Source organism: uncultured Chitinophaga sp. (genome assembly GCF_902168175.1).
Taxonomy (GTDB): domain Bacteria; phylum Bacteroidota; class Bacteroidia; order Chitinophagales; family Chitinophagaceae; genus Chitinophaga.
Genome location: NZ_CABHOU010000009.1, coordinates 1 through 26,502, shown reverse-complemented (window position 1 = coordinate 26,502; position 26,502 = coordinate 1). Strand labels below are relative to the sequence as shown.

Below are 26,502 nucleotides of genomic sequence, written 5' to 3'. Positions count from 1 at the left end.
TACTGTTTTTTTAATGTAGACAATGAGCCCCAACACACATATCAGCACACACCTGCGCGATGGCGCCAGCCAGGCTGCACGAAACACTGCCGAATTAAAAGGCGGGTTTGTGCAGGTGGATGAGCGCAGTTTGACCGATTTGCTGGAATTTGCGAAACAATACGCAAAGTCTGTTAAGTACTACGATCATACCGGTGCTGCACCCAACACGGTAAACGGCAGCTGGGACGCTTTTTTCGATTTCGATACCGCCGCTATAGAAAAACAGCTGGCAAAACGGAACGACTTTGAACCGCATCTGGCTTTATACCTCGCTTTTATACAGTTACTACAGCACGCCAGACAGCAGGTAAATAATATTACACAGCAACACCTCGATTTTTACTACCAGCAGGTATTGGGCATGCAACATCTATCGGGCCGCCCCGATGAGGTGCATGTGGTATTTGAACTGGCTAAAAATATTACAGAACAATTCCTGGTACAGGGCACTTTGCTGGATGGCGGTAAAGATAACAGCGGCAACAAACTGGCTTATGAGCTGGATAATGATATTGCCGTAAACACCGCCAGCATTACGGATTTACGCAGTACATATGTAACCGCATCCACCCCTGATGTAATTCATTATGCCACTGTGGCTAACAGTAACGATGGTCTTGGAGGTAAACTGCCGCCGGAAGGCCCTTCCTGGGCAGCCTTTGGCAGAGGTGAGGACAAGCGTAGACAATTACCCGTACTGCCTGTGCAGAAAACGGGGTTCGCCGCAGCATCAGAATTATTATTCCTGAAAGAAGGCGATCGTACCGTAACCGCAGAAATTGAGTTAACAGTAGACGGATCTTTCAATATCAATACCGCTAACAACTTAACTACCGGCGCTTTTGAAGTGTTTTACAGTGGCGAAAAGGGATGGATAGGCCCCAATGCCGCCACCGTTAAGTTTTCCGCCTCGGGGCAACGTATTAAAATGACGGTGACCGATGCCGGGCTTACCAAAACGGTACCCGGTGTTACAGGTTACAATGCAGCGTTGCTGGGCAAAGACTTTAACACCACACTGCCGCTAATGCAGGTGCTATTCTCTAAAACCGGTACCAGCCAGTTACGGAAGATGTTGCAGAAAGCGATAGTTCATAATATCAAACTGAAAGCAGACGTAAAAGGTGTTACTTCCCTGCAGCTCCAGAACGACCTGGGTGTGCTGGACCCGAAAAAGGCCTTTATGCCCTTTGGTCCGATACCGGTAGTGGGCGCCAGTTTTTATATCGGTTATGATGAGGTGTTGCAGAAGAACATCGACACCTTTTCTTTTGATGTGGACTGGCAGGGCGCGCCGAAGAACTTTAAAAATCATTATAAGAATTACTTCCCGCCGGTACTGAACCTAAATTATTTTCCAGGCAGTTTTCCTTACGTAGGCATCTGGGCGGGGCCTTCGATGCTGGCTGTACCCGCTGATAATTCGCCTATCGATGATAATGGTTATTTCACGGCCAGTATTCACATTAAAGGGAAAACGGATAAAGTAAGTACGCGCCTCTTTGCCAGCGATGGTACAGCACATATAGAGTGGCCGTTCAAAGAGAATAACACGCCCGTGGTCACGAGTATCTATTCGGCTTATGCCGGGCTGGCCACTACGTTCAATGCGTATTATCCTTCCCAGTACAGCCTTTATTCTAATCCTAATTTTTCCGCTTATTCCAATATAGGAATGTCTATCAGCAGTTGGTGGCAGATGCCGATATTCAGTATCATCAACCCCGTTAAACCTGTAGATACCTCTAAGGGTTTTGTACGGATCGACCTGGATAAAGACTTCTTCCATAAAAAATATCCTGGTGTATACGCTATTAAAATGCGGAATGAAGCGCCGGAAGACCAATTGCCACTTGAGCCTTATACCCCGCTGATCAAGAACTTTTCATTTAACTATACCGCCAGCACCAGCCTGGTGGCGCTGGACAGCAATAATTTTGCGGCTTACAATACCCGTGGGGTGCAGTTTTTTAGTGTAGATGTATTTGGTGTGGCGGAGCAGCATGGGTATTTAAAGAACAGCTTTGGCACATTGCTTAACCTGCCTGCCACCAACGTAACGTTGTTGCCGCAATATGCTGTCGGCGGGGCTTTTTATATTGGGTTAGATAAAGTGGAACACGGCCAGTCGGTAAGTTGCCTGTTCCAGCTGGCGCAGGGCAGTGCCGACCCGGAAGCCGATACACAGGATATAGAGTGGAGTGTATTGTGTAGTAATGAATGGCGAAAATTGCTGCCGGAAGAAATTGTACTCGACCGCACCAACCACCTCCTTCGCTCGGGTATTATCCAGTGGGCTATTCCAAACGAAGCGACGACCGATAATACGCTGATGGGCAAAGGCAAGTTCTGGATAAGAGGGCGGGTAAACAATCCACTGGGTGTTTGCAGGTTCATACAACTGCATACACAGGCCGTGCGCGCTACTTTTCGTCCGGAATCGGGTACGCCGTTAATGAACGTACTGGCCTCGGAAACCATCTCAAAGTTGAAAGAGAAACTGGCGACCGTTAAGAAAGTAACACAGCCTTATGGCTCCGAAGGTGGCCAGTTGCCTGAAACCAACGACGCATTTGCCATTAGAACAAGTGAAAGGCTGCGTCATAAACAAAGAGCCATCACTGCCTGGGATTATGAACACCTGGTGCTGCAATACTTCCCGGAGATATACAAAGCGAAGTGCCTGCAACATAGCAGCCAGGAGGCAGGGCATTGCTGCGCGTACCAGTCGCCCGGAAGCGTAACACTCATCGTGGTGCCCGACTTACGGAACGCCAATGCCATTAATCCGTTGGAGCCGAAAGTAAGTAAGGATGTGCTGGTAAGGGCGGCAGATTACCTCCGGCAGCATTGCAGCTTTTTTACCACCGTACAGGTAGAAAACCCCCAATACGAAAAAGTGCTGCTGGAATGTAAAGTGCGTTTCACTACGCAGGGTGCCAACGGTCACTATAAAAAACTACTGAACCAGGAACTGGTGCAGTTCCTTTCTCCCTGGGCTTTTGATAGTAAGCTGGAGATCACGTTCGGTGGGGCCGTACGCAAAAGCGTTATCCTCAATTTTATTGATGAAAGGCCTTACGTAGACTTTGTGACCGACTGCCATATGTTCCATGTGGTTAACGGGCAGCGTAGCGCCGACGTGAGCGAGATCATTGTTTCCGATCCCAGGGCCATACTCGTTTCGGGCGAGCAGCATACCATTTCTGATTTCACCTTACAAGATGTTTGCGCATGAGTAACGCCATCACTATATCGCCACAACCACCTTCCATAAAGAGTATGGACTACAACCTGCTGCGGACGGAAGGGTTGCAGTATATCGAGCAAATTGCCAGCGGCCTGTGGACGGACTACAACGTACACGATCCGGGTATTACGTTGCTGGAACTGCTTTGTTATGCGATTACCGACCTTGGTTACCGCACGAATTTCCCAGTAGCCGATTTGCTGGCTACCAGGGAAAATAACCGCGATACATTTAACCAACAGTTTTACTCCGCCGCCCGTATTCTGCCAGTAAGGCCGGTTACTGCTAACGACCTTCGTAAACTGTTCATCAACATACCCGGTGTTAAAAACGCCTGGTTGCGCAAAAGTGTTTACACCCTGCAGCACGACCTTAAAGATGATGTGTTGCTGGGAACTCCCCCGGAAGGGCATGCCTTCAAGCCGATGGCGCTCAATGGTATTTATGATGTGTTCCTGGAACTGGACGCCCTCACGCCTGCACAGGAAGAGGAAATGACGAACGGGCAAAAGCAGGACAGGATTGATGGCATTATAGAAGCCGCCCGGGAGGTATACCACCGCAACCGCAACCTCTGCGAGGACCTCGGTAATATTTCGCTCATCGCGGAGCAGAAGTTTCTCATTTGTTCAGATATCGAAATTACCGCCGGCGCCGATCCGGAAGAGGTGTTGGCCGAAATACTGTTCGTGGTGCAGAATTATCTTTCGCCCCCCGTACGCCAGTACACCCTGGGCGATATGCTGGCCATGGAAAAGAAAGACGGCGCTCATTACACCACCGACGAAATATTTGAAGGCCCCTGGCTCGACAACGGTTTTATTCCGGATGAAGAACTGGCAAAGGCGGAGTTACGGAAGAACATTTATACTTCCGACATTATCAACCTGATCATGGATATACCCGGTGTGCGGTCTGTTAAAACGATACTGCTGAACTACTGCGATACGCCTGCTTCCAAACGTTACGAATGGTGTATACCGGTTACTGCCTGGCGCAAACCTGCCCTTTGTACCGATAAAAATGCCATTCATCTTTTTAAAGATGTAATACCTGTAAGTGTAGATAAGCCCCGCCTGGCGCAGAAGCTGGCGGCTAAAATAAAAGCGCAGCAGGATGCGGCTAATGCGGTGAAGAGTTCTGACCTCGCTTTTACGACCGGCACCTATCATAACGTGGCCGATTACACGCCCCTGCTGCACCAGTTGCCTGTCACCTATGGCGTAGGCCCCGCCGGACTGCCTGCTAATTCGTCGGACGAACGCAAGGCGCAAAGTGCCCAGTTAAAAGCCTACCTGCTCTTTTTTGACCAGGTACTGGCCAATTACCTGTCGCAGTTGGCCAATGTGCGTGAACTGTTCCAACTGAATTTTTCCGACACCGAACTATTAGAATCGCCGCAAACCTACTTCTACCAGAAGATTGGCAGTCAGTCGTTTCCCGGACTGGAAAAATTACTGACCGATTATGACACGTTCGAAACACCATCAGCCAATCCCGCAGTAAAACACCTGCCGGAACTGGTAGGCTCGTACGACGATGCGGTAAGTCGCAGCAACCGCTTCATGGACCACTTGCTGGCCCGCTTTGCCGAACATTTTTCCGACTACGTAATGCAGCTTTATTCGCTGTATGGTCAGAAAGCAGCAGAAGATGTGGTGGCCGATAAACGCATCTTCCTGAATGAATATCCACGCATAAGCGCCAACCGTGGCGGAGGTTTCGATTATTACAATGAAGATGTAACAATTTGGGATACAGATAATGTGTGCGGGATGGAACATCGCATTGCCCGCCTGTTAGGGATGCCCAATTTTAACCGTCGCGTATTATCCACCATCAAATATGAAATATTCCAGGAGAAAGATAGCGATGGCAAGGATGAATACCGTTTTCGCCTGATGGACCCTGTGACCAATAAGATACTGTTAAGCAGCAGCACAAAATATTACGATAAGGCCGATTGTGAAGCGGTGTTTAAAACCGCTATGCGCCTGGCAGCCGATCGCCGGAATTACAGCCTGAAACGCACTGTCGATAACAAGTATTACTTCAACCTGGTGGATGAAACCAATGATGTAATCGCCCGCCGCATTGAATATTTCGATGCCGAAGAGAAGATGGAAAATGCCATTGCGTTCCTGTTACAGTTTGTAAGAAAGAATTATAGCGATGAAGGCATCTTCGTTGTAGAACACCTGCTGTTACGCCCTGATTTACAGTGGTTGGGTGAAACGGAAAGTGAGCTGCAGAACGCGGCAAACTTTTTACCCGTATGCCCGGAGAAGGATTGTGCAGACGGTTGTGGCGAAGATCCTTACTCTTTCCGCATAACCATTGTATTACCCGCAGAAACGGCGCGTTTCCGGGAAAGTGGCTTCCACACCTACATCGAACAACTGGTGCGTATGGAAACACCGGCGCATGTACAACCAAAGATTTGCTGGCTCAACGACCGTGAACTACAGCAATTCGAAGAAGCCTTTAAAAACTGGCTTACGCACAAACAGGCGGGCGAGTTGAATAGCGAAGACGGACTGGAAGCCCTGCAACGGTTTGTGAACGTACTGTACAACGTTAAAAGCGTATATCCGGCAGGTAACCTCAGCGACTGCACCCATCCCACCGATACTCCGGTGGTATTGGGCCGTACCAGTCTTGGTAACCTCGACGTGTAACATTATCCTGAAAAAAATTATAAACAGATATTTATGGAAAACATTCCTGTAAAACTGAAAGTAACCCCGCCCGCCAGTCATTATTTCGAGGATAACCAGGTGCTTACCGCCTCGCAACTGAATAACCTGGTGCGTTATTTCGATTACCAGGACCGCCTTACACGCACACGTTTGCTGGGCGCTGGTATTGTTTGCGGGTTGAAAGTGGTAAATGGAAGCGGTGTTATAACCGTTACAAAAGGTTGCGGTATCACCTCCGATGGCGATTTAATTACATTGGAACAGGATGTTCAGTATACACAGGTATTGCCCTTTGATGATAAAAAGGCGCAATACAACTTGTTTAAACAGGCCGAAACCGGCCAGATACCACTCTATGAACTGCTGCCCGCCCGTGGCGATGGAGGTGGCAGCACGGAGGTAGAAACGCTGGCTAACTTCTTCGTGCAGCGGCAGGCTTCGGACTATGTAGTGGTGCTGTACCTCAGCCAGTACTTTGAAGATTCAGACATCTGTTCGTCCAACGACTGTGATAATAAAGGCATACTGATGCAGTCGCTGTTGAGGCCACTACTGATCAGCAAGGCCGATTATGATCGTTTTAAACAGGAAGATGAATGTTGCGGGGAGAGTTATTTCTCATTACCCGATGCTTTTGTGGCGCGGCCGGTATTTAATCCCACGGCCAGCGGTATATACACTTACGGTGAAATGTGGAACCGCTACAACCAGGCTATACAGGCTACGGCTAAAGTGCTGGATGTGGCGTTGGCGAAGGCAGATACCGTAGCTGCTTCGCTGGAGCGGTGTTTTGCGCAGAACGGCGAGTTACCCCGTGCTGCCACGGTGATTGTACGAAACGATCCGCGGGCAGAGGGGCCAACCCGTGTTACAGATATTGGCGATATCGGCTCCCGCATATCGGGCCTGGCGCTGCGTTTGCCCGCCAGTTTGCTCAACCGTTTCCGCGTATTGTCCGGTGCGGCGGCGCCTTCATTTTCTGCCGCCTTACTAAGGGAAGCGCCCAAAGCGCAGAACGATTATAGCGTCCAATACTTCTATGATTTCATTAAAGATGTAACAGATGCTTACCTGGAATTTAAAGCCGCTACGCTCGATCTTTGCCAGGGCTGCTGTGTATCGCCCGACCTGTTCCCCAAACACCTGGCGCTGGGTTTGCTGGTAGACACTTCACCCATACCGAGTTGCGAATACAGGCAGTGTTTTATAGAGTCGCCTATCCTTAATCATAAAGATGCGCAGATGCGCCGCGCTTTGTTCCTGTACAACCGCCTCGTGCAAATGATACAGCAATATGAGTATGAAGAAAAGAACGTAACAGCGCTTCGGGTAACGCCAAGTGTGAGTTACAAAGGCCCGCTGGGCGAGCGTAGTATCCCTGCTTATTATGCTGCAGGTAAACTGAACGAAGAGTGGGATTATGAGAAGTTCCGCCGTAACGAAACAGGTAAACATCTGTCGTACTTTGCCCCCGTTATTGATCCTAATGGCCCGGCCAATGTGGTTAATCCGCTGGATTACGACCTTGATAAATATGACTTCTTCCGCATAGAAGGACATATTGGCCGTACGTACGAATCGGTGTATGGGCAACTGAACAAGTTGTGCCAGGATAAAGACCTGCCGTTCGATGTGTTGGGCCTGCAACTGGATAATAACCCGCGTTTCGTACTGCCCAAATGGGAGCTTACGCCACCCCATCTTGATACCGTGTTTGAGTTGCAGAAATACAAGTTCTCCAACTACCTCGATAAAATGAAGTCGTACAACGATGAACTGGAGAAGAACATTCCAACCGAAAAAGACCTAGACGTGCCGGGTGTTACCGAGCATTACGGTAGCGCCAAACAATTGCGTACCGCCGCATTGGACCGCAAGAAAGCACTGGACATCGAGATCGATAATGTTAAGCCGTTTTTCCAGGTAACGGCAGCACAGGCCTCGCCCAACCAGTTCACAAATATTCATGCTTCTATCGCCACTAAGGCGGCGGTAGTAAATAACAGCGCGAAGTTACTGACCCGCACAACGCTGGCCACTCCGCTGCAGAACGTCGCCCAGATTGCTCATCCCGAAGCTCTGTCGTGGCTTACGCAGCTTGCCACGGATACGCGGGAGGCGTTGAGGCAGTCGTACATCTTCTCCAACTTTACTAAAGTAAATCCAGGTGTAATACATAACGCAGGCGTTACCAAAGGAGGCACCTTCCTGCTTATCTATACACAAACAACGGATGCCAATGGTAACACGCAGCGCCGGGTGGTAGGCGATTTCTATCTGCCATACGCCGTGAAACCGGAAACAATGGCCGCTGTGATCGTTCCGCCCATTAAGCCTGGTATTGTAGTTACCCCGCCGGTGTATATTCCGCCAGATATCTTCCAGATCAGGCCCGACCTGGTTAAACCGCCTTTGTTTAATGCAGACCTGATAAAACTGAAGGAAAATGTATTCCTGGACCGGGAAGACCTCGTAACAAGGGTGGCCGATCTGAAGGCCTCTGTCAATACAAAACTGGTAGATATAAATGATCATGTAGACACCCGCCTTAGCGGAGTGGCCAGGAAAGGAGAGGTCGAAGAAAACATCGCTTCCGTGCGCGCACTCATCAACAGTAATATGACCGATGTCGTGAAGAACTACCAGGAAACATTTAACCGCGTAGTAACTTCTTACGACAATGTGCTGAATAAAACCAAAGTGGGTACGGCCGGTGTCGCAGATATCGGGGATATCGGTAAAATGGGCCTGGATAAGGCCAGCGTGGCACGCATGAGCAAAGCAGAAATGGTACAACTCGCGAAGAACTATAACGACGCCTTGAACCTCATGGCCGATTCGCGCGAGGACTTTAACGAATACTTTACGTTTAAAATACAGCGTTAATGGCCGGCGACAGCCAAACACATATTATCCGCAACATGCAACTGCGCCTGCAAATACCAGGAATGGACAAAGCTTTTGCTTTACAGCAGCGGGCGAAAAAGTGCATGGAAGAGAACTGGAACGGTAAGCTGGATGCTATACTGGATAAATATGCCGGCAACGGGGAGTATTTGTACATCCCTTTCCTGAAAATAGAGTTGGAGAAGTTACCGGAGGAGGATTTTGAAGAACACTTTAAACTCGCGCTGCTGGCAGCCCTTGATGAAGCATTGAAGGAATTGGTGCAACAGGATATTGCGGTAAAAGCCGGTGCTGTACCACCGCAAGAGTCGGCTGGCAGTATTTCTCTAAAGATGTCGAAAGACGAACGTACGCTGGGAGCCTGGTTCTACTTTTTAGAGAAAGGAATTCTCCCCTGGTGGATGCAGCACGATGAACAGTCGGTGTTGGAGGAACAGCTGCTGGCTATCATTCGCCACTCGCCTGTGATGTTCAGGGAGTACTGGTACCGTGCCTGGAACCATCGCACCATAAATGTCCCACGCTGGCAACTGCAATGTTCACCAGCTTTAAGGCAGCTGATGCTGGAAGTATTATGCCCCGCTTCGATACTAGAGCAATTCAGGACATGGTTACAGATGTTAGAAAAAATGGCAGCACCGGAATGGGCGGCATTTCAATTGCCGCTTAAATCTTTACGGTACACCAGCTGGCATTGCTTTTTTCTTTTTATTGATACAGGTGCCCAGTATAAGGGGGCTGCCCTGGAAAGATTCATAGCACTGCAACTGGAACACTTTTCAAAAGAATGGGAGCGGTATGCCAATACTGTGTTACCAGAAGAAGTACGACAGCAGATGGAGGAAGTGGGAAAGCAGTTCCTCCGGCAGTCGGCCGGAGCCGGAACATCATCAGTGGAGGTAGCTCCTAAGGCTCCATCGCCCGAAGCTGCCGGCGATGTTTTACAAGTGAAAGGAGTTTCCGCAGTGGAAAGGCCTAAAGAGGCCATGCTCCCCATTCATTTCCCCGAATTGCCAGCAGAAGGTATTTGCGTAAACGGGGCCGGATTGGTTTTGCTGCATCCTTTTCTCACTCACTTGTTCCGGCACCTCAGCTGGTTGGGCGAAAAAGATCATCAACTTAAAGACCCCTTCATTAACCGTGCGATACACCTGCTCCAGTTCCTTTGCACCGGCAACGAACAGTCGCCGGAATACGATATGGTGATGGCGAAAGTACTGTGCGGTGTTCCATTAGAAACCGCTATAGAACGTGATATTGTGCTGGATGCATCTGAAAAGCAGCAGGCGGAGTCTTTACTACAGGCCGTGTTGGAGCATTGGCCGCCGCTAAACAGCTCGAGTGTTGATGCATTACGCGAAACATTCCTGCAACGCGAAGGCCTGCTGCAATTTAAAAATGAAGAGTGGGTGTTGCAGGTGGAACAAAAAACGGTGGATGTACTGCTGAACAAACTGCCCTGGGGCACCAGCATCATACGCCTGCCCTGGATGAAACACCTGCTTAAAGTAAACTGGGCCATCTGATTTTATAACCCCGATGTTAACATAAAACAGTTATTGTATGATTAGTCCCGATATCAAAAAAAAGATTATCAGTATTGTAAATGTGTTTGAAACCGGAAGCGCCGAAGGCCGCTACGACCTGATCGCCATTTTTCCGGATGGCCGCAATGGGAGCAGGCAAATTACTTATGGCCGCAGCCAGACGACCGAACAGGGCAACCTCGGTAACCTCGTTGAAAGGTATGTGGCCCTGAACGGCGTATACGCCGCCGCCTTCAAACCCTATCTTCCTAAAATAGGTAAAACGGCCCTGGTAGATAACAAGGAATTTAAAGACCTGCTCCGGAACAGCGCTAAAGAAGATGTTCTGATGCGGCAGGCGCAGGACGAAACTTTTGAAGTACTATACTACCAGCCCGCCGTCCACTTTTTTGAGGCAGAGAAGTTTACGCTTCCGCTAAGCATGCTGGTGATTTACGATAGTTACATACACTCAGGCAGCATTCCCGTTTTTTTACGCACACGTTTCTCTGAAAAAACACCGTTACGTGGCGGCGACGAAAAAGCATGGACCAAGGCTTACGCAAAAGCCCGGCAAAACTGGCTGGCCACACATAAACGTAAAGTGTTGCACCCTACGGTTTATCGCACCGAATGTTTCCTGAACGAAATGGAAAAAGATAACTGGAACCTGGAAAAAACTGTGTTAGCGCACGGAGTAAAAGTGCCGTAGATGTCGCATACAAAGGAAAAATCGGTAACGTCCACCCAACACCGGGAGGAAAAAGCGCAGGCGCAACCGTCGGTTGGGCAGGAGGCGCAGCCATTCTTTTCCTTTGCCAACCAGGTAGCTACACCAGCGCCGTCGTTTTTTGCACCCGTGCAAACCAAGCTGAGTGTAAACGAACCTGGCGATGAGTTTGAGCAGGAGGCCGACGAAGTGGCTGAGAAGGTGATGCGCATGGAGGCTGGCCCGGTACAACGCACCCGCGCCCGTAGCGACGGCGGTGAACAGGTGCAGCGTTTCTCACTTAGTGAAAGCATTGTACAACGTTCCACAGGTATACAACGCAAGTGCGCCCAATGCGAAGCTGAAGGCGAAAGTTTGATACAACGCTCCGGCGGAGGCCAAACCGCGGTGCCTGCCAGCGTGGACGCAGGTATTAAAAGCTCCCGCGGTAACGGTCAGCCGTTGGACGGGCAAACCGCAACATTTATGGAAAGCCGCTTCGGCACCAGTTTCGGGAATGTGCGTATCCACAACGATTCGAATGCCGCCGGACTTAACAGTCAGTTGCAGGCCCGCGCTTTTGCAGTGGGCAGCGACATTTATTTTAACAGGAGCGAATATCAGCCCCAGTCATCTTCTGGTAAACAACTACTGGCCCATGAATTAACGCACGTGGTGCAGCAGCGTAACGGCATGAAACGTATTGCCCGCGCCCCGTTTGTAGTAGGTACGCCACCCAACCAGGTAAGTGTAAGTACGAATTACAAAGATGTGGCTAAATACAAAGCAGCCAAATTTAAACAGGGAGCCCTGGATACATTTAAACGCTGTACGGGCGAAACAGCTGCAAAGGCCAATCTGGATGCCGTCATCGCGGCTCTTTCGGCCGACAAGCAGCAATGGCTGATGTATGCACTGGATTTGTTGATTGATAACAAACTGGCAGGTTACGATAAAAATGAAGGCGCTAAAAAACTGGTGGCCTACGCTTCGATGGCGCAGTTTACGCCAGGTGCCGCGAACAATGATTTTGAGAACGAAGCACTACGCTTCAGCGGTTGGTTCGATGTGGCGCTGGCAGCTAATTTAACTGCCCCCACCGGGGCCGACCTCACAAAACTCGAAGGACACTTTGCGGGAGCTGCCGTGGCTGCTGCCGGGGCGCCGGGCAGCAGCACTTGTCCTAGTCCGCGTGCCGCTGGTGATGCGCTGGATAAGGCGAAGTTGAAAAAGGAACTGCCCGCCCTTACAGAAGCTGTCTTATACAAAGAACTGCAAAAGCGAAGCAACGGTGGCGCGGCGATGAAGCAGCACAGTTCAACCGAAATCATTAATATTTCTGATGTAATTGAGGAAGAAGCTATGAACTTCTTCTCTCCCTATATTTCCCGTGGCAGCAGCCGGTTATTCCTGAATACCTGGGAGTATTCGAAAAACCTGCAAATAGCCGGGGCGGCAGTGCCCTTGCAATGGCGACTGGATTTTATAAGCAACCGCGCCACGAAACAGGCAGAACTTAGCAAGCTGTTTGAACGCTCACATTTCGACTGGCGTTGTATTGACGATCAAACGGAATTTGTGAACCTGGTGGCGGATATGGAAAAGGACGCTACCATCAAAGGTTATGCGGATAAAATTGCGGCATTGATGTCGTTTACGGGGCAGGACTCAACTTCCGCCACCGTAACATTATCCACCAAATTCCCCAGTGCAAAAAATGAGTGCGAAGACCGCTGGGCCACGATAAATGTAATGTGTCACGAATTGATGCATGTATTTGTTCACCAGGACTTCTATACGCTTCATAAGAGCAGGCAATTGATACGCGAAGGCTTTACCGAAATACTGGGCGATCAGTTGTATAATCAGATCGTAAAAAGAAGTAAGGCCGATGCTACCTTCCGGGCGAAGTTCGAGGGTGGTATTAAACCGTCGGAATGTGCGGCAGCTACGATCCCTGCTTCTACAACCGACTATGGTGTGGCAGGAAAAGCCGCATTAGATATCCTGAACACTGTAAAAGACGATAATTTCCGCGCTGCCTATTTCCTGGGCCGCATTAATCTCGTTGGCCTAAAACCTAAACTCACCGTGGGGCAGCCGGATGATGAGTATGAAAAAGAGGCAGATGCGGTGGCGGAACAGGTGATGCGGATGCCGGAAGATGATTTTACACCGGTAATCGGAGCTGGAGAGGAGCAGGTGCAACGATGCGCTGAATGTGAGGCCGAAGAAGGCCCCGTACAGATGAATAAGGTACAGCGTAAGTGCGCAAAGTGTGAGGCAGCAGACGAACCCGTGCAGATGAAACAATCTGCAGTAGAACCGGCAACCCGTGAGCATGTACAGTTGTGTGCCGAATGCGAAGCGGAGGAAGAAATTCAACCTAAAAGAGTTGCAGCACCAATGATTCAACTGAAATGTGCAACCTGCGAAGCAGCGGAGGAAAAGGTGCAGCTCATGCCTTCTATACAGCTTAAGCCGGGCGATGATAAGAAAAAATACAAGATCGATTACGATGCTGCATTCGACGCAAATCTTAAATCCTGGTATGCGGGATATAAATTTTATAATCTTTTCCACGAGGAGAAGATTTACCCCGGTATGGAAAACGGGGTGGAATATGCGAACCACGTGTACGAATTGCAGCTGAATATTATCAGCTGGAAAAAAGATGATTATAATGGGCTTGAGGCCAATGGTATATTGGATGGGGATTACCGGTCATCCTTAACTATACTGGCTATTAAAGATGCCTCCATACTGCATGCCGGTAACAATACGCAAACTTTCGGCATCGATCCTAAAAAACTGGAGCGTATTTATGGTATAGCCATGGCGCATGAGCCTAAACCTTCACCTTTGATCTCGCCGCTGCGTAACTATCCGGTACTGGATGATGTGAACCATAACTCCAGGATGTACATCCAGTTTGATGATCAGGGCGACTACGTAACCGGTATACAGTATGCCTTGTCTGCATTGAAATACGACCTGGGGAGTGATGTAAAAGAGGTAGATCCGATACTGCCTAAGGTGGGCACGGGCAAATACGGTGAAGGTACCAGGGAGGCGGTGCGCTCGTTTCAAAAAGATAACGGGGCCGAAGGGAAGGAGGCCGATGGGATATTGGGCCAAACTACGTTACGCGTACTGGATATGAAGCTGTTCATATACAACCAGCAGCACCAGGTAAATGCAGGTAGTGCGATGGTTTTCCGCATACCGGTAACGGAAGCTGATGCGGTAGATAAAACGGACGCGAAGTATGATACGATCAGGAAGGATATTCTGATCAAAGTGCTGTTGGCTGCGTTCCCGATTACGACGGAACAGGCCCAGGATTACATTGGAAAGAATACCTGGTTCTGGACAGAGTATCCCGGAGTGAAGCCGGAACATGTGAAAATTGGCTACCTGGAAGTGAAGATGTTTGTAACGGATTATGAAGCGCTGGCAGGTAACCTGGAAGCCCTGTCTCCGGGTAGTAGCGAGCGCCGAGAACAACTCGATGCAGATGCGATCGATTTGTCGGTGACGGGTACGTTGTATAGCCTGAGCAAACGGGTTGCGGAACTTGAATCTGCTATCGATTCAATGCAGAACGCACCACGGGAAATGAAGGAGCGGCGCCCCACTGCAGAAATAGCAGCAAAAAGGGCTGAGTTAGCGCAGGTGGTAAAACAGCGTGACGAAGAGTTAAAACGATTGGGTCTTACCTCTGATATCTATAGCCAGAAGAAGGAATCTTTCATCAAAGGTTTTAAGGCGCTGGCACTGGGTAAAGCGTTTGAAATGCTTTCGCGTAATGAAAAGCAGGCGAACATTGAACTGAATCATTACAGTTCAAACGATGGTGTAACAGACTTGCAGGGCGCATTAAAAGAACTACAGTTGATTTATGATAAGTCGGATGCGGCATTGATGAAAGGGATTGGGTTCCAGGAATCGGGTGAGGCGGGTGAAAACAAATATGCCAGCGAGAACGATTATATGGAGGCAAAGAAAAAACCAGGTGCCGACGATGAGTATGCCTATCCCCGGGAACGACTGGCGCATTTGCGTGTGGACGAGCTCAAAAAGCGAAATGAAAAGAATCCTCACTATGCCCGGTACTACGATGCTGAAACGGAGGCTACAAAATTATTGATGCAGAAGGCGGAACGGTTCCCACTGCTCGCTTATCCAGGGTTGGGCATCCGTAAAAACGCAAAGGCTTATGCGGGCATGGCACCTGAAAGTTTGGGAAAGATATTGAAGGACCAAATAAAACCGGCCGATGGCGAAGGTATTATTGGAAGCATCGCCAATACCCGCGCGCAGTTGCGCGACAAACCGGATACGGTATGGGAAATGCCTCCGGTGATCATGAATGCAAAGGCCGAATTGGGCGTGCTGGAAGGAACGGTGTTAGACTCTTATGTGATGGATGCCATGAAGGCCCACCAGTCATCTGGCTTCTACAGGAAGATGGGCTTTGCTGCAGTAGCACTCGGAGTGGGATTGCTGGCATTGCTGAGCGGCCCTGTAGGCTGGGCAGCACTGGCAGCCAGTATTGTACTGGGGGCTTACGATGCATACGATACTTATAAGGATATTTCTCAAAAACGAGATGCATACAATACTTCCATGAACCCCGCACTTGCACTGGGTACCGAAAACCCGGACTATTTCTGGTTTGTGGTGAGCCTGGTGGCATTAGGGCTCGACCTCGGCGCAGCTGTATCTGTGGTAAGAAAAATTGGTGAAGGCGCTAAAATGGCCAATGATGTAGTGAAGGCGTTGGAGGCGGAAAAAGAAATAATAAAAAACTCCGCCAAAACAACGGCCCGCGAAGTGGAAGAGGCCGGCCGGCGTATCGCCCGTATAGACGAAGCCTTAAGCCGCGTAAACAAAGGGGAATATATTCAGCACGTAGAACTCCTGCGGCCATTGCGTAGTAATCCGCATGCCATGAGGGTAATGAATGAAGCGATGCGTGATAAACAAGTGCTGGAAGCTTTCACCACCCTGTCTAAATATGTTGGTAAAAATATTTCGGAGGATGTGTTTAAAAGCATCATGACCTTCTACGCAGGTATGGGCCGTAAGTCAATAGGAGAACTGCCGGAACTGGTAAGGCTTATCGAAACAGGGCCATTGAAAACTAACGCGAAGGCACTGGAAGCCGTAATGACTGATTTCAGGGTACAAAAAGTATTGCTCGATAGTCATCAACCGGAAATGGTAGTGAAGGAATTTGATTTATGGGAAAAAGCACTGAAGGAAGGTAAAGCGCTGAGTTTTGCAGATCACCTGAAAGCGCTTGGTTTCGAAACAAAAGCAAAACGAGCGGTGCCACTGGTGGAACAATTCGGCCAGGGCTTTAATGCCTTGTCGGCCACCGCTAAAAACCGGCAGGTATTACGTTCGGTGGAACCGAGGCTGCTGGACGCTTTTGATGCGAATGCCCTTTCTCCTGTTTTACAACAAAAGATGGGCGAACTGCTGGCAAAAGACCTGCTCGGCCTTACCAATGATGTTGGCCGTGCCCAGCAACGTGTATTGCGCGAACTGGAAACGCTGGGCAAGAGCATCGAAATGCAGTCGGATTATGTGCGCGTAATGAGCCTGCTGAACGATCCTTTTTCCAAACGCATCGTGGCAAATTCGGCCGTAAACCTGCTCGGCCGCGATAAGTACCTGGCCCTGCTGGAAAAGATCAAACTGGAGAAAAACATTCCCGCCGATGTGTATGACGACCTGCTGAAGATCGGCCCGATGACGGATGAAGGCACGATTATCAAACTGATCGACGATAAGGTTATCCGTAAAACGCTACTGGATAATCCAACGGCTATCCTCGTACTGAAGAAATGCGCATCGCCCTGCTTCCCGCCAAGTCTCACCCCGGAACAAATTAAAAGACTGAGTGCCGCACTGGATGGTAAAACGCCGGATGAGCTGCGGAAGGCGAATGAGTTTATCTATAAACACAGAAACGATCCCAAAGCACTCGATGGCGCTATCGATGACCTGGTGAACCGGTTTACGGCAACAATTAATGGAGTGAATATACCGGCACTGGTAGTGCCGGATAAATTTAAAGCAGTAAGCGGTATCAAAAATAACCTGAAGCTGATCAATGATATGGGCGTGCCTGTAGCACAACTCAACAATATTATGAACACCTTCGTTTTACACGGCGCCGCCAATGCGGAGGATTTCATTTACACGTTGCGTGCTTTGCTCGAACTGGAACGTAACCTGCCGTCCAAACACATCAACGTCATCCTCAAAGGGCTGGAAAGTACTGACAAAACAATCATGCGTACAGCCGAACACCTGATGGACGAAGCAGTGAGGTTTAAAATACTACGTGAAGGCGATGCCGGCCGTTTCACTTACCCCGGCTTTGAAAAAGCGAACGCGCTGCTGGATACCTATTCTCTCGCTGATCTTTCCAAACTACGTGACGCCCGCTGGGTAGATGCGTTTGTGTTGAACCTGTTTGATGTAACAACTGGTATTAAGGCTACTAAAGAAGAAATCGCGGACCTTATTGCCAAAGCGGGTAAGGGTGGGAAAGGCGATTTGGACAGGCTCTGGCGCATCCGCCAGGGTATGCCGGCACAGCCGCTTCCGGACTATAAAGAGATGGTGGAGGCGATTAAAGCCAGTGATGCTTTTGCCGAAAGTGTAAAATTGGCAATGGCGGATGGAGAAAAAGGATTTGAAACGCTGGCGAAACAAATGTGGGGCGCCGATGCCCAGGTGACTGGCGATACAATAGAAGTAGCAGCTAACATGCGTAAGGGTACGAAGGATTCAGGGAAGGCGGTGTTTAATAAGGTAACGCGTGGTGAGAAAGACGTAGCAACCGCAATGGCCAATGCGGTTGTAGACAGCTCAGGAATTAACTTCGCCCGCTGGGAGGTACTCAAAAAAGTGGTGATGAATGCCAACATCAATGGCAGTATAAAAAATAACCTGATTGGGGAATTATGGACGAGGGTTCACCTCAAATACTACGAAAACCTCGGTTACCAGGTGTTCCGCGAAATAGAAATGATTCCGGCTGCCGGCGGCGACCTGATGAGGGCTGACATTTGGGCGGTGAAAGGAAAAGAACTGTTGATCATAGAGTGCAAAGCCCTGGAAGGCGAAGTAAGCGCTGCGCAGGATGTGGTGTACAAGTTGATGGAAGCCAATAAATTCGATGCGGTGAAGGTGGTTAACCCGGAAATGGAGAAATTGTATCTTGCTTACACCAAACAATACCTCATGAGGGCCGAAGCAAAACTAGTACCGAAACAATAAAAAGGAAGAGATGAGTTATAAATTCGGAGGTGCGTGCCTCTCAAAAAATTACGAACAAACCCCGAAAACCTGGCAACAACTGCTGGAGATACCTTGTGCCGGTGAGGGAGGTACTGTGTCCATGAAAGCAGCAACCAGCGCCACCTGGGCGGGCGTAGCCTACGCTTACGTGGATGACTGCACGCTGATACAGGCAAACGAATACGTAATGGACGCGAACTTTTACGACACCGAATTGTACGAACTGGACGAACTCCTCGCCACTGCATCTTCCCAAACAAACATATTGATCTATTGGCTGGATGGAGTTACAGGCACTTACGGATTTTCTTTATTCGAAAATGGCGAACGTAAACGCGTACGGGGTATCCTCAATGGTAAGATAGCAATGGACGAAGGTGAACTGCTACCCGCAGAAAAACACTTTAGCAAAGAAGATAAAAACGATGAAGAGCGCATATTCGCCATCATAGAGGCCTTCACCGGCCGCTCGCTCACAAAGCTTATCCAGGAAGATTTTCAATTAATCACCTGTAAATAAAACTTTCCCCTTCCACCGAAAACTGAATTGTTATGAAACCTCGGAGTAAAAGAAGGAAACAACATGTCCAGCAGGACAAACAAAAAGAAACACCGTTTTTCGGGAATGAACAATCGTTCTTTAATCCCGGAACAGGCAAGGCTTTGTCGCCGGCAGAACAACAGTTCTTTGCCCCGCGTTTAGGCGTTGATCTGTCGCAGGTGCAGGTGCATACGGGCAAAGAGGCGGCAGCTTCGGCTGATGCGCTGCAGGCCAAAGCATACACACATGGTAACCACGTAGTGTTTAACGATGGATTTTATAATCCGGGCACGCGTGAAGGTAATCGACTGATGGCGCATGAACTGACGCATGTGGCGCAACAGGTGGGAGGACAAACAAGTAATATCCAGCGCGAACCGCTGGGCGGTGAAGAAGGGGAGAGCGGTAAAGCCTTATGGGACTCTTACGAAAACTCGATTGAAATAGATGCCTTTGAGTTTGGGCAACCGGTACTTACACCAGAACATATCATCAGGCTGGCAGAATATAAAAAACAGATCAGCGCCATGCTTATAAATTATCCCGACTCCTTCCTCACGTTGTGGGGCCATACAGATGCGGTAGATACGGAAGCGAAAAATGAAGCGCTCGGACTGGCCCGCGCTGAAGCGGTGAAGGCAGAACTGACCTCCGGTGACGGCGCCCTGCCGGAAGCCATGATCAGCACCCGCAGTATGGGCGAACGCGAACCTGCTGTGAAATCGGACCAGAAGCAGCCGAAAAACAGGCGGGTGCAACTGATGTTCACCGCCCGGCGCACCTTTGCGCCCAGGCTTAACTGGACAAGCCCGCCACCGCTCAACTTCGATTACAAAACGCCGCAAATCATACCGCCGTATCAATACACCCCCGAAGGCGAAACCGATCCGTCTTTCAATTACAAACCCGTTCCGGATCTTAACATCCCCCGCAAAACGCCCATCCAGGAAGTACTCGAACACGATCCTATCCTGAAAAAGTTGCCGAAAGACTGGAGGGAGAAAGTAATCGACGCGGCGAAGGATGCAGATGAATCGCTGGTAGATAAAGCACTTGATTTTATTCCGACGGACGAAAACACGAAGAAGGCGGTCAAAGCAGCTTTTAAGGCTGCCATACAAACAGCGAAAGGAAAAAGGTGGACGCCGCCCATTCCTTCGCCATATGAAATACCGCCTTCAGGTGCCCCTAAGTACGAACCTGCCCCCGGCGAGCAGATATTTAAACTGCCGCCGCTGAAGTTCGATGAGAACAATATCATTAAATGGTTTAAGAAGTTATAAAAATGAACGAATTAACGCAGGCGCTGGACCAACTGGCTGTTTTTATGCACGCGCGACTGGCTGCTCACTTCTCGCATAAAGAAATGGAACCGAAGGTATACCTGGATGATATTGCCGAAAGCACCTCGTCGTTATCTTCTTTCGCCTCCTTCACGCCTGGAGAGCAAGTGGTGTTATTACTGGCGTTAGTGCCGCATCTTCAACCTAACTTTTTTGAAACGATTATTCAGCAGTACCTGCCGCAGGGAGGCGATTTCGCGGAGTTTGGCGGGGTAAAAGGAGTGACGCATCGCGGAATGCTGCCAACTGGAGAAACGGCGCAGTTGCTGCTGGCCGGGCGGCAAATCAGTAAACGCCTGCAGGTACAAAGCTACTTCGCCGACGAAGGGAATTTTTACCGCGAGGAGGTGTTGACCCTCGGTGAGGTGAAAGCAGGCGAGCCTCCAATGAGCGGACGCCTGGTGCTTTCGCAGGAATGGCTCGACAAAACCCTGCATGGCGGCGAACGCCCGCCCCGTTTTAGCCCGGATTTCCCTGCCCGTAAACTGCAAACAAAAATGACCTGGGAGGATGTAGTGTTACATCCCATCACCCGCGAACAGATTGGCGACATCAGCACCTGGCTGAAATATCACCACCAGTTTAGCAGCGATGCTAACCTCGCCCGTAAAGTACAACGCGGCTACAGGGCCTTGTTTTATGGTCCTTCGGGCACCGGCAAAACGCTTACGGCCAACCTGTTAGGGAAACAGTTCGGGAAAGATGTATACCGCATCGATCTCTCGCAGGTGATCTCTAAATACATCGGTGAAACGGAGAAGAACCTGGAAAAGGTATTCAACCGCGCGGAACATAAAAACTGGATCCTGTTTTTCGACGAAGCAGATGCGCTTTTTGGCAAACGTACCAATGTGCAAAGCGCCCACGACCGTTTCGCCAACCAGGAAGTGTCGTACCTGTTGCAACGCGTCGAGGATTTTCCGGGCCTGCTCATCCTCGCGTCCAACATAAAAAATAATCTCGACGAGGCTTTTCTGCGCCGTTTTCACGCCATCATTCACTTCCCAATGCCCAGTCCCGACGAGCGGCTGCAGTTATGGCAAAAGTCGATGCCCGCCAGTCTGAAACTTCATAACTCCGTGGACCTGAAGCAACTAGCTGAACGGTTCGATCTTACGGGGGCGGCCATCCTTAACATTATGCAATACGCCAGTCTACAGGCTTTTGCCCGGCAAAAAGGGGAGTTGCTGCTCAAGGATATCCTCGAAGGAGTGCGGAAAGAGTTCGGGAAGGAGGAGAAGTCGCTATAATTTGTATTTTCGCTGCTTAACTATTTCTGCTTCGTATGAGAAATTTTCTGTTTTCGGGCCTCCTGGCGCTGACAGCTTTGTCGGCATCCGCCCAGCCCGACAGGTGGCAGCAGCGCGTAAAGTATAAGATGAATATCGACATGGACGCGGCCACTAACCGGTTTGCAGGTAAACAAAGCCTGCAATATTTTAATAATTCGCCCGATACCCTGTACAAAGTATTCTATCACCTTTACTGGAATGCCTTTCAGCCTAACAGCTCCATGGACGTACGCAGCCTTGAGCTAGGTAAAGTATTGCTGGGTAAAGACCGTAACGGCAACAACCGTTACGACTGGGATGGCCGTGTTGTAGACCGCATTTCCAAACTACAGCCAAACGAAATCGGCTACCAGAAAGTACTTTCCTTAAAAATGAATGGCCGCAAACAGACTTTCAACATGCAGGAAACTATCCTGGTAGTGGAGCTGGACAAACCCATTCTGCCCAAAAGCAGTGCAACGTTCGATATGGAATTTGAGGCGCAGGTGCCTGTACAGATCCGCCGCAGTGGCCGCAATAACAAAGAAGGAGTGGATTATTCCATGGCGCAGTGGTACCCGAAAATGTGCGAATACGATTATGAAGGCTGGCATCCAACACCATACATCGCGCGCGAGTTTTACGGTGTATGGGGCGACTTCGATGTGACCATCAGCATGGATAAAGCTTACACCATTGCCGCTACCGGTTACCTGCAAAATCCGCAGCAGATCGGGCATGGTTACGAGGCGCCGGGTACAAAGGTAGTGACTGCGGGTAGCAAATTGAACTGGCAGTTCGTTGCTCCTAACGTGCATGATTTTGTTTGGGCAGCCGATACAAAGTATACACATATCACCAAAAAGATAGACGACTTCACCGCGCATTTCTTTTACATCGCTACAGATACCACTTCCAAAACATGGCCGCTGTTGCCCGACATGATGGCGAAGGCGTATGCTTACGCTAAAACGCACTACGGCCCTTATCCTTACAAACAATACTCCTTTATCCAGGGCGGCGATGGTGGTATGGAATACCCCATGGCTACGCTGATATTAGGTACGGGCAAAATAGCTGGCTTGTATGGTGTTGCCGTGCATGAATGGATGCATAGCTGGTACCAGGGCATGCTGGGAACTAACGAAAGCCTGTATCCATGGATGGACGAAGGTTTTACGACTTTCGGGGAAGAAAATATCCTGCACGCTACTATCGATACGCTCGTGGGTAAATGGCCGCTGGCCGGCTCGTACGACAACTACTTCAGTTTGATCAAAAGCGGCCGTGAAGAGCCAATGAGTACACATGCCGACCATTTTAGCACCAACAACGGTTACAGTATTTCGTCCTATTCAAAAGGAGCGGTGTTCCTGGAGCAATTGGGCTACATCATCGGTGCGGCCAACCGCGATAAAGGGCTGTTGCGCTACTATTGGGACTGGCGTTTTAAACATCCCAACGTGAACGACTTTGTTCGCGTGATGGAAAAAACAAGCGGTATACAACTCGACTGGTACAAAATGTACTTCGTAAACACGACCAAACACATCGACTATGCGCTGGATAGTGTTTACGAGCAAAACGGCAGCACTATCGTGCGCCTGCGCCGCAAAGGCCTGATGCCGATGCCCGTTGATTTTGTAGTGGAAATGAAAGACGGTCGTAAGGTAACGCACTACATTCCCCTCGACCTGATGTTCGGCGCCAAACCGAATGAAACCGAAAGCATCCCGCGCACCATGCACGACGCCTGGAAGTGGACGCACCCTACGTACGAAATCAACCTGGGCGTGCCCATTAAAGATTTGAAAAGCGTGGAGATAGACCCCAGCCAGCGCATGGCTGATATCGACAGAAGTAATAATAAGGCAGTAGCTTAGCGACAGATTTCCGATGAAGCGTCCGTTGCGACGCTCCTTTCATCGGCATCGCGCTACTCAACATAAAATTATCGTATCTTCAAAAAACAAAAAAGGGACCGGCTTTCTTCGCCGGTCCCTTTTTTCATGACGGGTATATGTATACACCGCCAAATTTTTTCCTCAGAATATAACTTGTTCCAATGCGCTATTCCACGGGTTCTTACGCAACTGCTCACGGGTTTGCAAATCGTGCAGGTGGTGAGCGGTGTGGTAAGCGGTGAAGTACAACATCTCCCTTACCGTAATTTTTCCAAGCAGTGGATGAGGTAACTGGTAATTATCAAGCTCGGCTTCGTCGCGCTGTTCGGTCAGGCTTATTAACCGGTCTTTTTGTTGATGGAACTGTTTGAGTAATGACTCCCGTTGTGGCAGGTGTACAACGCCGGGAATAAAGGCCCGGGACGATTCTCCGCCCTGCGCCAGTACTTTCCGGTAATCGCTTACCACTACTTCGTAAGCACGGGAGGATGTTTTAGGTTTGCCGTAAAAGCGCAGCGCGAATTTAGGTAAGCTCAATGCTTTGTTTACGGGGCGGGTACTGCGAACGAGGTGGTCCAGCTGTTGCCCTGCCGACCATTTACCTTCCGGCGATACCGTAAAGCGATGATCGGATAATGAATCTATAAAGTCTGCGAATGCATTGAAGTTTGTGTTCAGCAGCGTGCCTATTTCTTTCCTGTTCATGGTCTTAAGGTTTTTCGTTGTGAACAGTGTTTTACAGTTGATGGTTAAGCAGGTACCCGGGCAGTGATAGTACTGTGGTATGCTAATGTACTATTCTTTTTTGGTGCTGCCTAACGTTAAGGTGGCTATTCAAGTGCCTCGCACAGGAAGCCCTGCATGCGTACGAATTCCATCATTTTATCTTCCGGGACTTTCAGGTCTACGATGCGCAGCACCCTGTCGCAATCTTCAATATCTACATTACATTGGCCTACGTCGAAGTGTTGCTGGATAGCTTTGAGTACGTTATAACTTTCGCTTTGCGTGGCGATATTGGTTTTAAATATCCCTATCATAGCGCTGTGATTTAGGTAGTGAGCGGTTTCCATGTTCGTCAGTATAGTCAGGTTATTTAAAACGTCCCGGCGCAGTGGCCGGGACGTGGCATATTTATTACTCAGTCGGCTTATTACTTTCTCCGGGCTGTTGCTTCTCTTCTTCCTCTTCCAGTTTTGCCCATCTGCCTCCCATACATTTGGAAAGGTTCTGTTTAAACCTGGCTTTCTCTTCCGAAGACATGTGCTGCATTTTGGCTTTCATCTTTTCTTTCCATCGCTGCTGGCCTTTTTCGCCCCAGGGGCCACCGCCTCTGCCAAAGCCGCTTAACAGCAACTTGCTAAGCAGTAACAGGCCAAGTGCCTGCCAGAACGAGATGATGGGACCACTGAAAAGTACGGGTATCAGCCAGTTCCACAGGAACATGGTCACGAAACCCAGTAGCCCAACGCAGGCAACTGCCATTACGACAAACTTTAAAAAGTGGGCCACAGAAAATCGTTTCATAACTATTCGTTTAAGAATTTAAAAACTCGTTGTACAAATCTGCCAGTCTTTCACGTAAATACAGCACCGCATATCTTTTCCTTGACAATAACGTGTTCACGGACACGCCGGTGGCTTTGGAAATTTCTTTGAAGGATTTACCTTCTACCTCATGCTGCAGGAACACATACCGCTGTTCTTCCGGGAGTTCACCCAGGGCTTCCATAATCGCTTCCATCGTTAGCTTGCGCACCATGGGAGCATCGGCACCGGGGGAGTTGTCAGAAAGTATGTCGGATAGAAAAAGAGTGTCCTGGCCGTCGTCACTTTTAAACTGGATATCAGAAAAGTTGTCTTCCCGTTTCTTGCGGAACCAGTCCGTGATCCTGTTCCGGGTTACGGCAAACAGCCATCCGGTGATGGAATCTACCTCAGTACCCACCCTAAGGTATTGGGTAAACTGGTAGAAAACATCCTGCAAAATGTCTTCAGCATCATCCACATTATCTACCCGTTTCCGGATGAAATGCAGTAAACGCTTCCGTTCCTTTTGCACCGTTTCCTTTATGCGCTCGTTTTGTTCGGCTGCCATAGCTGTTTGTATGAAGAGCAACTCTCTCATCTTACTAAGGAAGACGAGCGTGCGTTTCCGATATTGTAAAACCGGAAATATTTTTATCCCGGTACGCCAGGTCAATGTACTACATGTTCTTAACATCCTGATAATCAATTTGACGCTTCTGGCAGCAGGTAGCCCCTATGCAGGAAGGTTTTATTTGGAGGATGGAAAGGATATTGGCAGGTATAATGATCAGGAGGCCGCGAGATATCGTATAAAATCAATGAATAGCGGTTTGCTGATCTCATGATTCGCTAACTGGCGCAATTCTTTACAGATGTAAAGATTTTTGAGGACTGGGGACGTGTGTTTTTTATGCTCTTTGATACGCTGTCCATACTCTCGGTACGCTCTCGCACGCTCTCACTACGCTCTCGGTACGCTCTCGGTACGCTCTCACTACGCTCTCACTACGCTCTCGGTACGCTCTCGGTACGCTCTCAGCACGCTCTCACTACGCTCTCAGCATACCCTCTGCTATTTTAGGACGAGTCAATATGCGACAATCACGACATTCCGCGACAATCACGACAGTCTGCGACACGCAGCGACACGCAGCGACACGCAGCTTTGCGGTGGTTTTCAATTCACCTACCTTCACATTGTTGAACGGGGAAAAGGATGTTTTGGGCCAGATAAGTGGGTGATTATCTGACGCTTAGAATGTATTTGTCTTTGAAATACTCTTCCGGGAAAAGTCTGTAGATGTCCTGTTTCTTCGGTCGGAAACCACTTTCGGAAATCTCCTGGGCCAGGTCGCCGCCCTTCAGGCAAATGAGTCCGGCAGGAACACCGCCGTTATCATAGGGGGCTTTTTTGAGAACGGGTTTGCTCCAGCGCATCAGGTCGGCGAGCGGGGCTACTG

At 49.4% G+C, this 26,502-nt stretch carries 14 protein-coding genes and 1 pseudogene; 10 read left to right on the top strand and 5 right to left on the bottom strand.

Going from position 1 to position 26,502, the window contains the following annotated elements:
• The first annotated feature begins 22 nt into the window (after nt 1-22).
• The 10 genes from QZT80_RS00615 to QZT80_RS00570 are packed head-to-tail and all read left to right on the top strand — an operon-like array spanning nt 23 to nt 23,491.
• Nucleotides 23-3,280 carry a hypothetical protein gene (locus QZT80_RS00615; RefSeq protein WP_295116575.1) on the top strand — a complete coding sequence of 1,086 codons (3,258 nt, stop codon included), beginning with the start codon at nt 23-25 and terminating at the stop codon, nt 3,278-3,280.
• Nucleotides 3,277-5,970: a hypothetical protein gene (locus QZT80_RS00610; protein WP_295116573.1), complete on the top strand. Its 2,694-nt coding sequence runs from the start codon at nt 3,277-3,279 to the stop codon at nt 5,968-5,970. The genes QZT80_RS00615 and QZT80_RS00610 overlap by 4 nt, the downstream gene beginning before the upstream one ends.
• A gap of 33 nt (nt 5,971-6,003) precedes the next feature.
• Nucleotides 6,004-8,877: a hypothetical protein gene (locus tag QZT80_RS00605; RefSeq protein ID WP_295116571.1), complete on the top strand. Its 2,874-nt coding sequence runs from the start codon at nt 6,004-6,006 to the stop codon at nt 8,875-8,877.
• A complete protein-coding gene (locus tag QZT80_RS00600; RefSeq protein WP_295116569.1) occupies nt 8,877-10,424 on the top strand; it encodes a contractile injection system tape measure protein in 1,548 nt (515 codons plus the stop codon). The genes QZT80_RS00605 and QZT80_RS00600 overlap by 1 nt, the downstream gene beginning before the upstream one ends.
• Before the next feature lie 37 nt (nt 10,425-10,461).
• Nucleotides 10,462-11,136 (top strand): chitosanase, encoded by a 675-nt coding sequence (locus tag QZT80_RS00595; RefSeq protein WP_295116567.1) that lies wholly within the window; start codon nt 10,462-10,464, stop codon nt 11,134-11,136.
• The gene (locus QZT80_RS00590) at nt 11,137-18,432 is read left to right on the top strand and encodes a DUF4157 domain-containing protein (protein WP_295116565.1); all 7,296 of its coding nucleotides are present in this window, start codon (nt 11,137-11,139) and stop codon (nt 18,430-18,432) included.
• Nucleotides 18,433-18,442: 10 nt separating this feature from the next.
• Entirely contained in the window at nt 18,443-18,973 is a 531-nt protein-coding gene (locus tag QZT80_RS00585; RefSeq protein ID WP_295116563.1) for a hypothetical protein, read from the top strand.
• Between the two features lie 32 nt (nt 18,974-19,005).
• On the top strand, nt 19,006-20,277 hold the full coding sequence (locus tag QZT80_RS00580) for a DUF4157 domain-containing protein (RefSeq protein WP_295116561.1): 1,272 nt from the start codon (nt 19,006-19,008) through the stop codon (nt 20,275-20,277).
• Nucleotides 20,278-20,279: 2 nt separating this feature from the next.
• Nucleotides 20,280-21,587, top strand: a complete 1,308-nt coding sequence (locus QZT80_RS00575) for an ATP-binding protein (RefSeq protein WP_295116559.1) — start codon at nt 20,280-20,282, stop codon at nt 21,585-21,587.
• Nucleotides 21,588-21,622: 35 nt separating this feature from the next.
• Nucleotides 21,623-23,491, top strand: a complete 1,869-nt coding sequence (locus tag QZT80_RS00570) for a M1 family metallopeptidase (RefSeq protein WP_295116557.1) — start codon at nt 21,623-21,625, stop codon at nt 23,489-23,491.
• Nucleotides 23,492-23,653: 162 nt separating this feature from the next.
• Here the strand turns inward: QZT80_RS00570 and QZT80_RS00565 are convergent, their stop codons facing one another.
• The 5 genes and pseudogenes from QZT80_RS00565 to QZT80_RS00545 form a co-directional block, all read right to left on the bottom strand.
• A complete protein-coding gene (locus QZT80_RS00565) occupies nt 23,654-24,217 on the bottom strand; it encodes a DinB family protein (RefSeq protein ID WP_295116556.1) in 564 nt (187 codons plus the stop codon).
• A 125-nt stretch (nt 24,218-24,342) separates the two neighbouring features.
• A complete protein-coding gene (locus QZT80_RS00560; RefSeq protein WP_295116554.1) occupies nt 24,343-24,552 on the bottom strand; it encodes a hypothetical protein in 210 nt (69 codons plus the stop codon).
• 97 nt (nt 24,553-24,649) lie between these two features.
• Nucleotides 24,650-25,039 carry a hypothetical protein gene (locus tag QZT80_RS00555; RefSeq protein WP_295116553.1) on the bottom strand — a complete coding sequence of 130 codons (390 nt, stop codon included), beginning with the start codon at nt 25,037-25,039 and terminating at the stop codon, nt 24,650-24,652.
• 10 nt (nt 25,040-25,049) lie between these two features.
• Nucleotides 25,050-25,610, bottom strand: a complete 561-nt coding sequence (locus QZT80_RS00550; protein ID WP_295116552.1) for an RNA polymerase sigma factor — start codon at nt 25,608-25,610, stop codon at nt 25,050-25,052.
• A 674-nt stretch (nt 25,611-26,284) separates the two neighbouring features.
• A pseudogene (locus tag QZT80_RS00545) lies at nt 26,285-26,502 on the bottom strand (16S rRNA (guanine(527)-N(7))-methyltransferase RsmG); the annotation flags it as partial.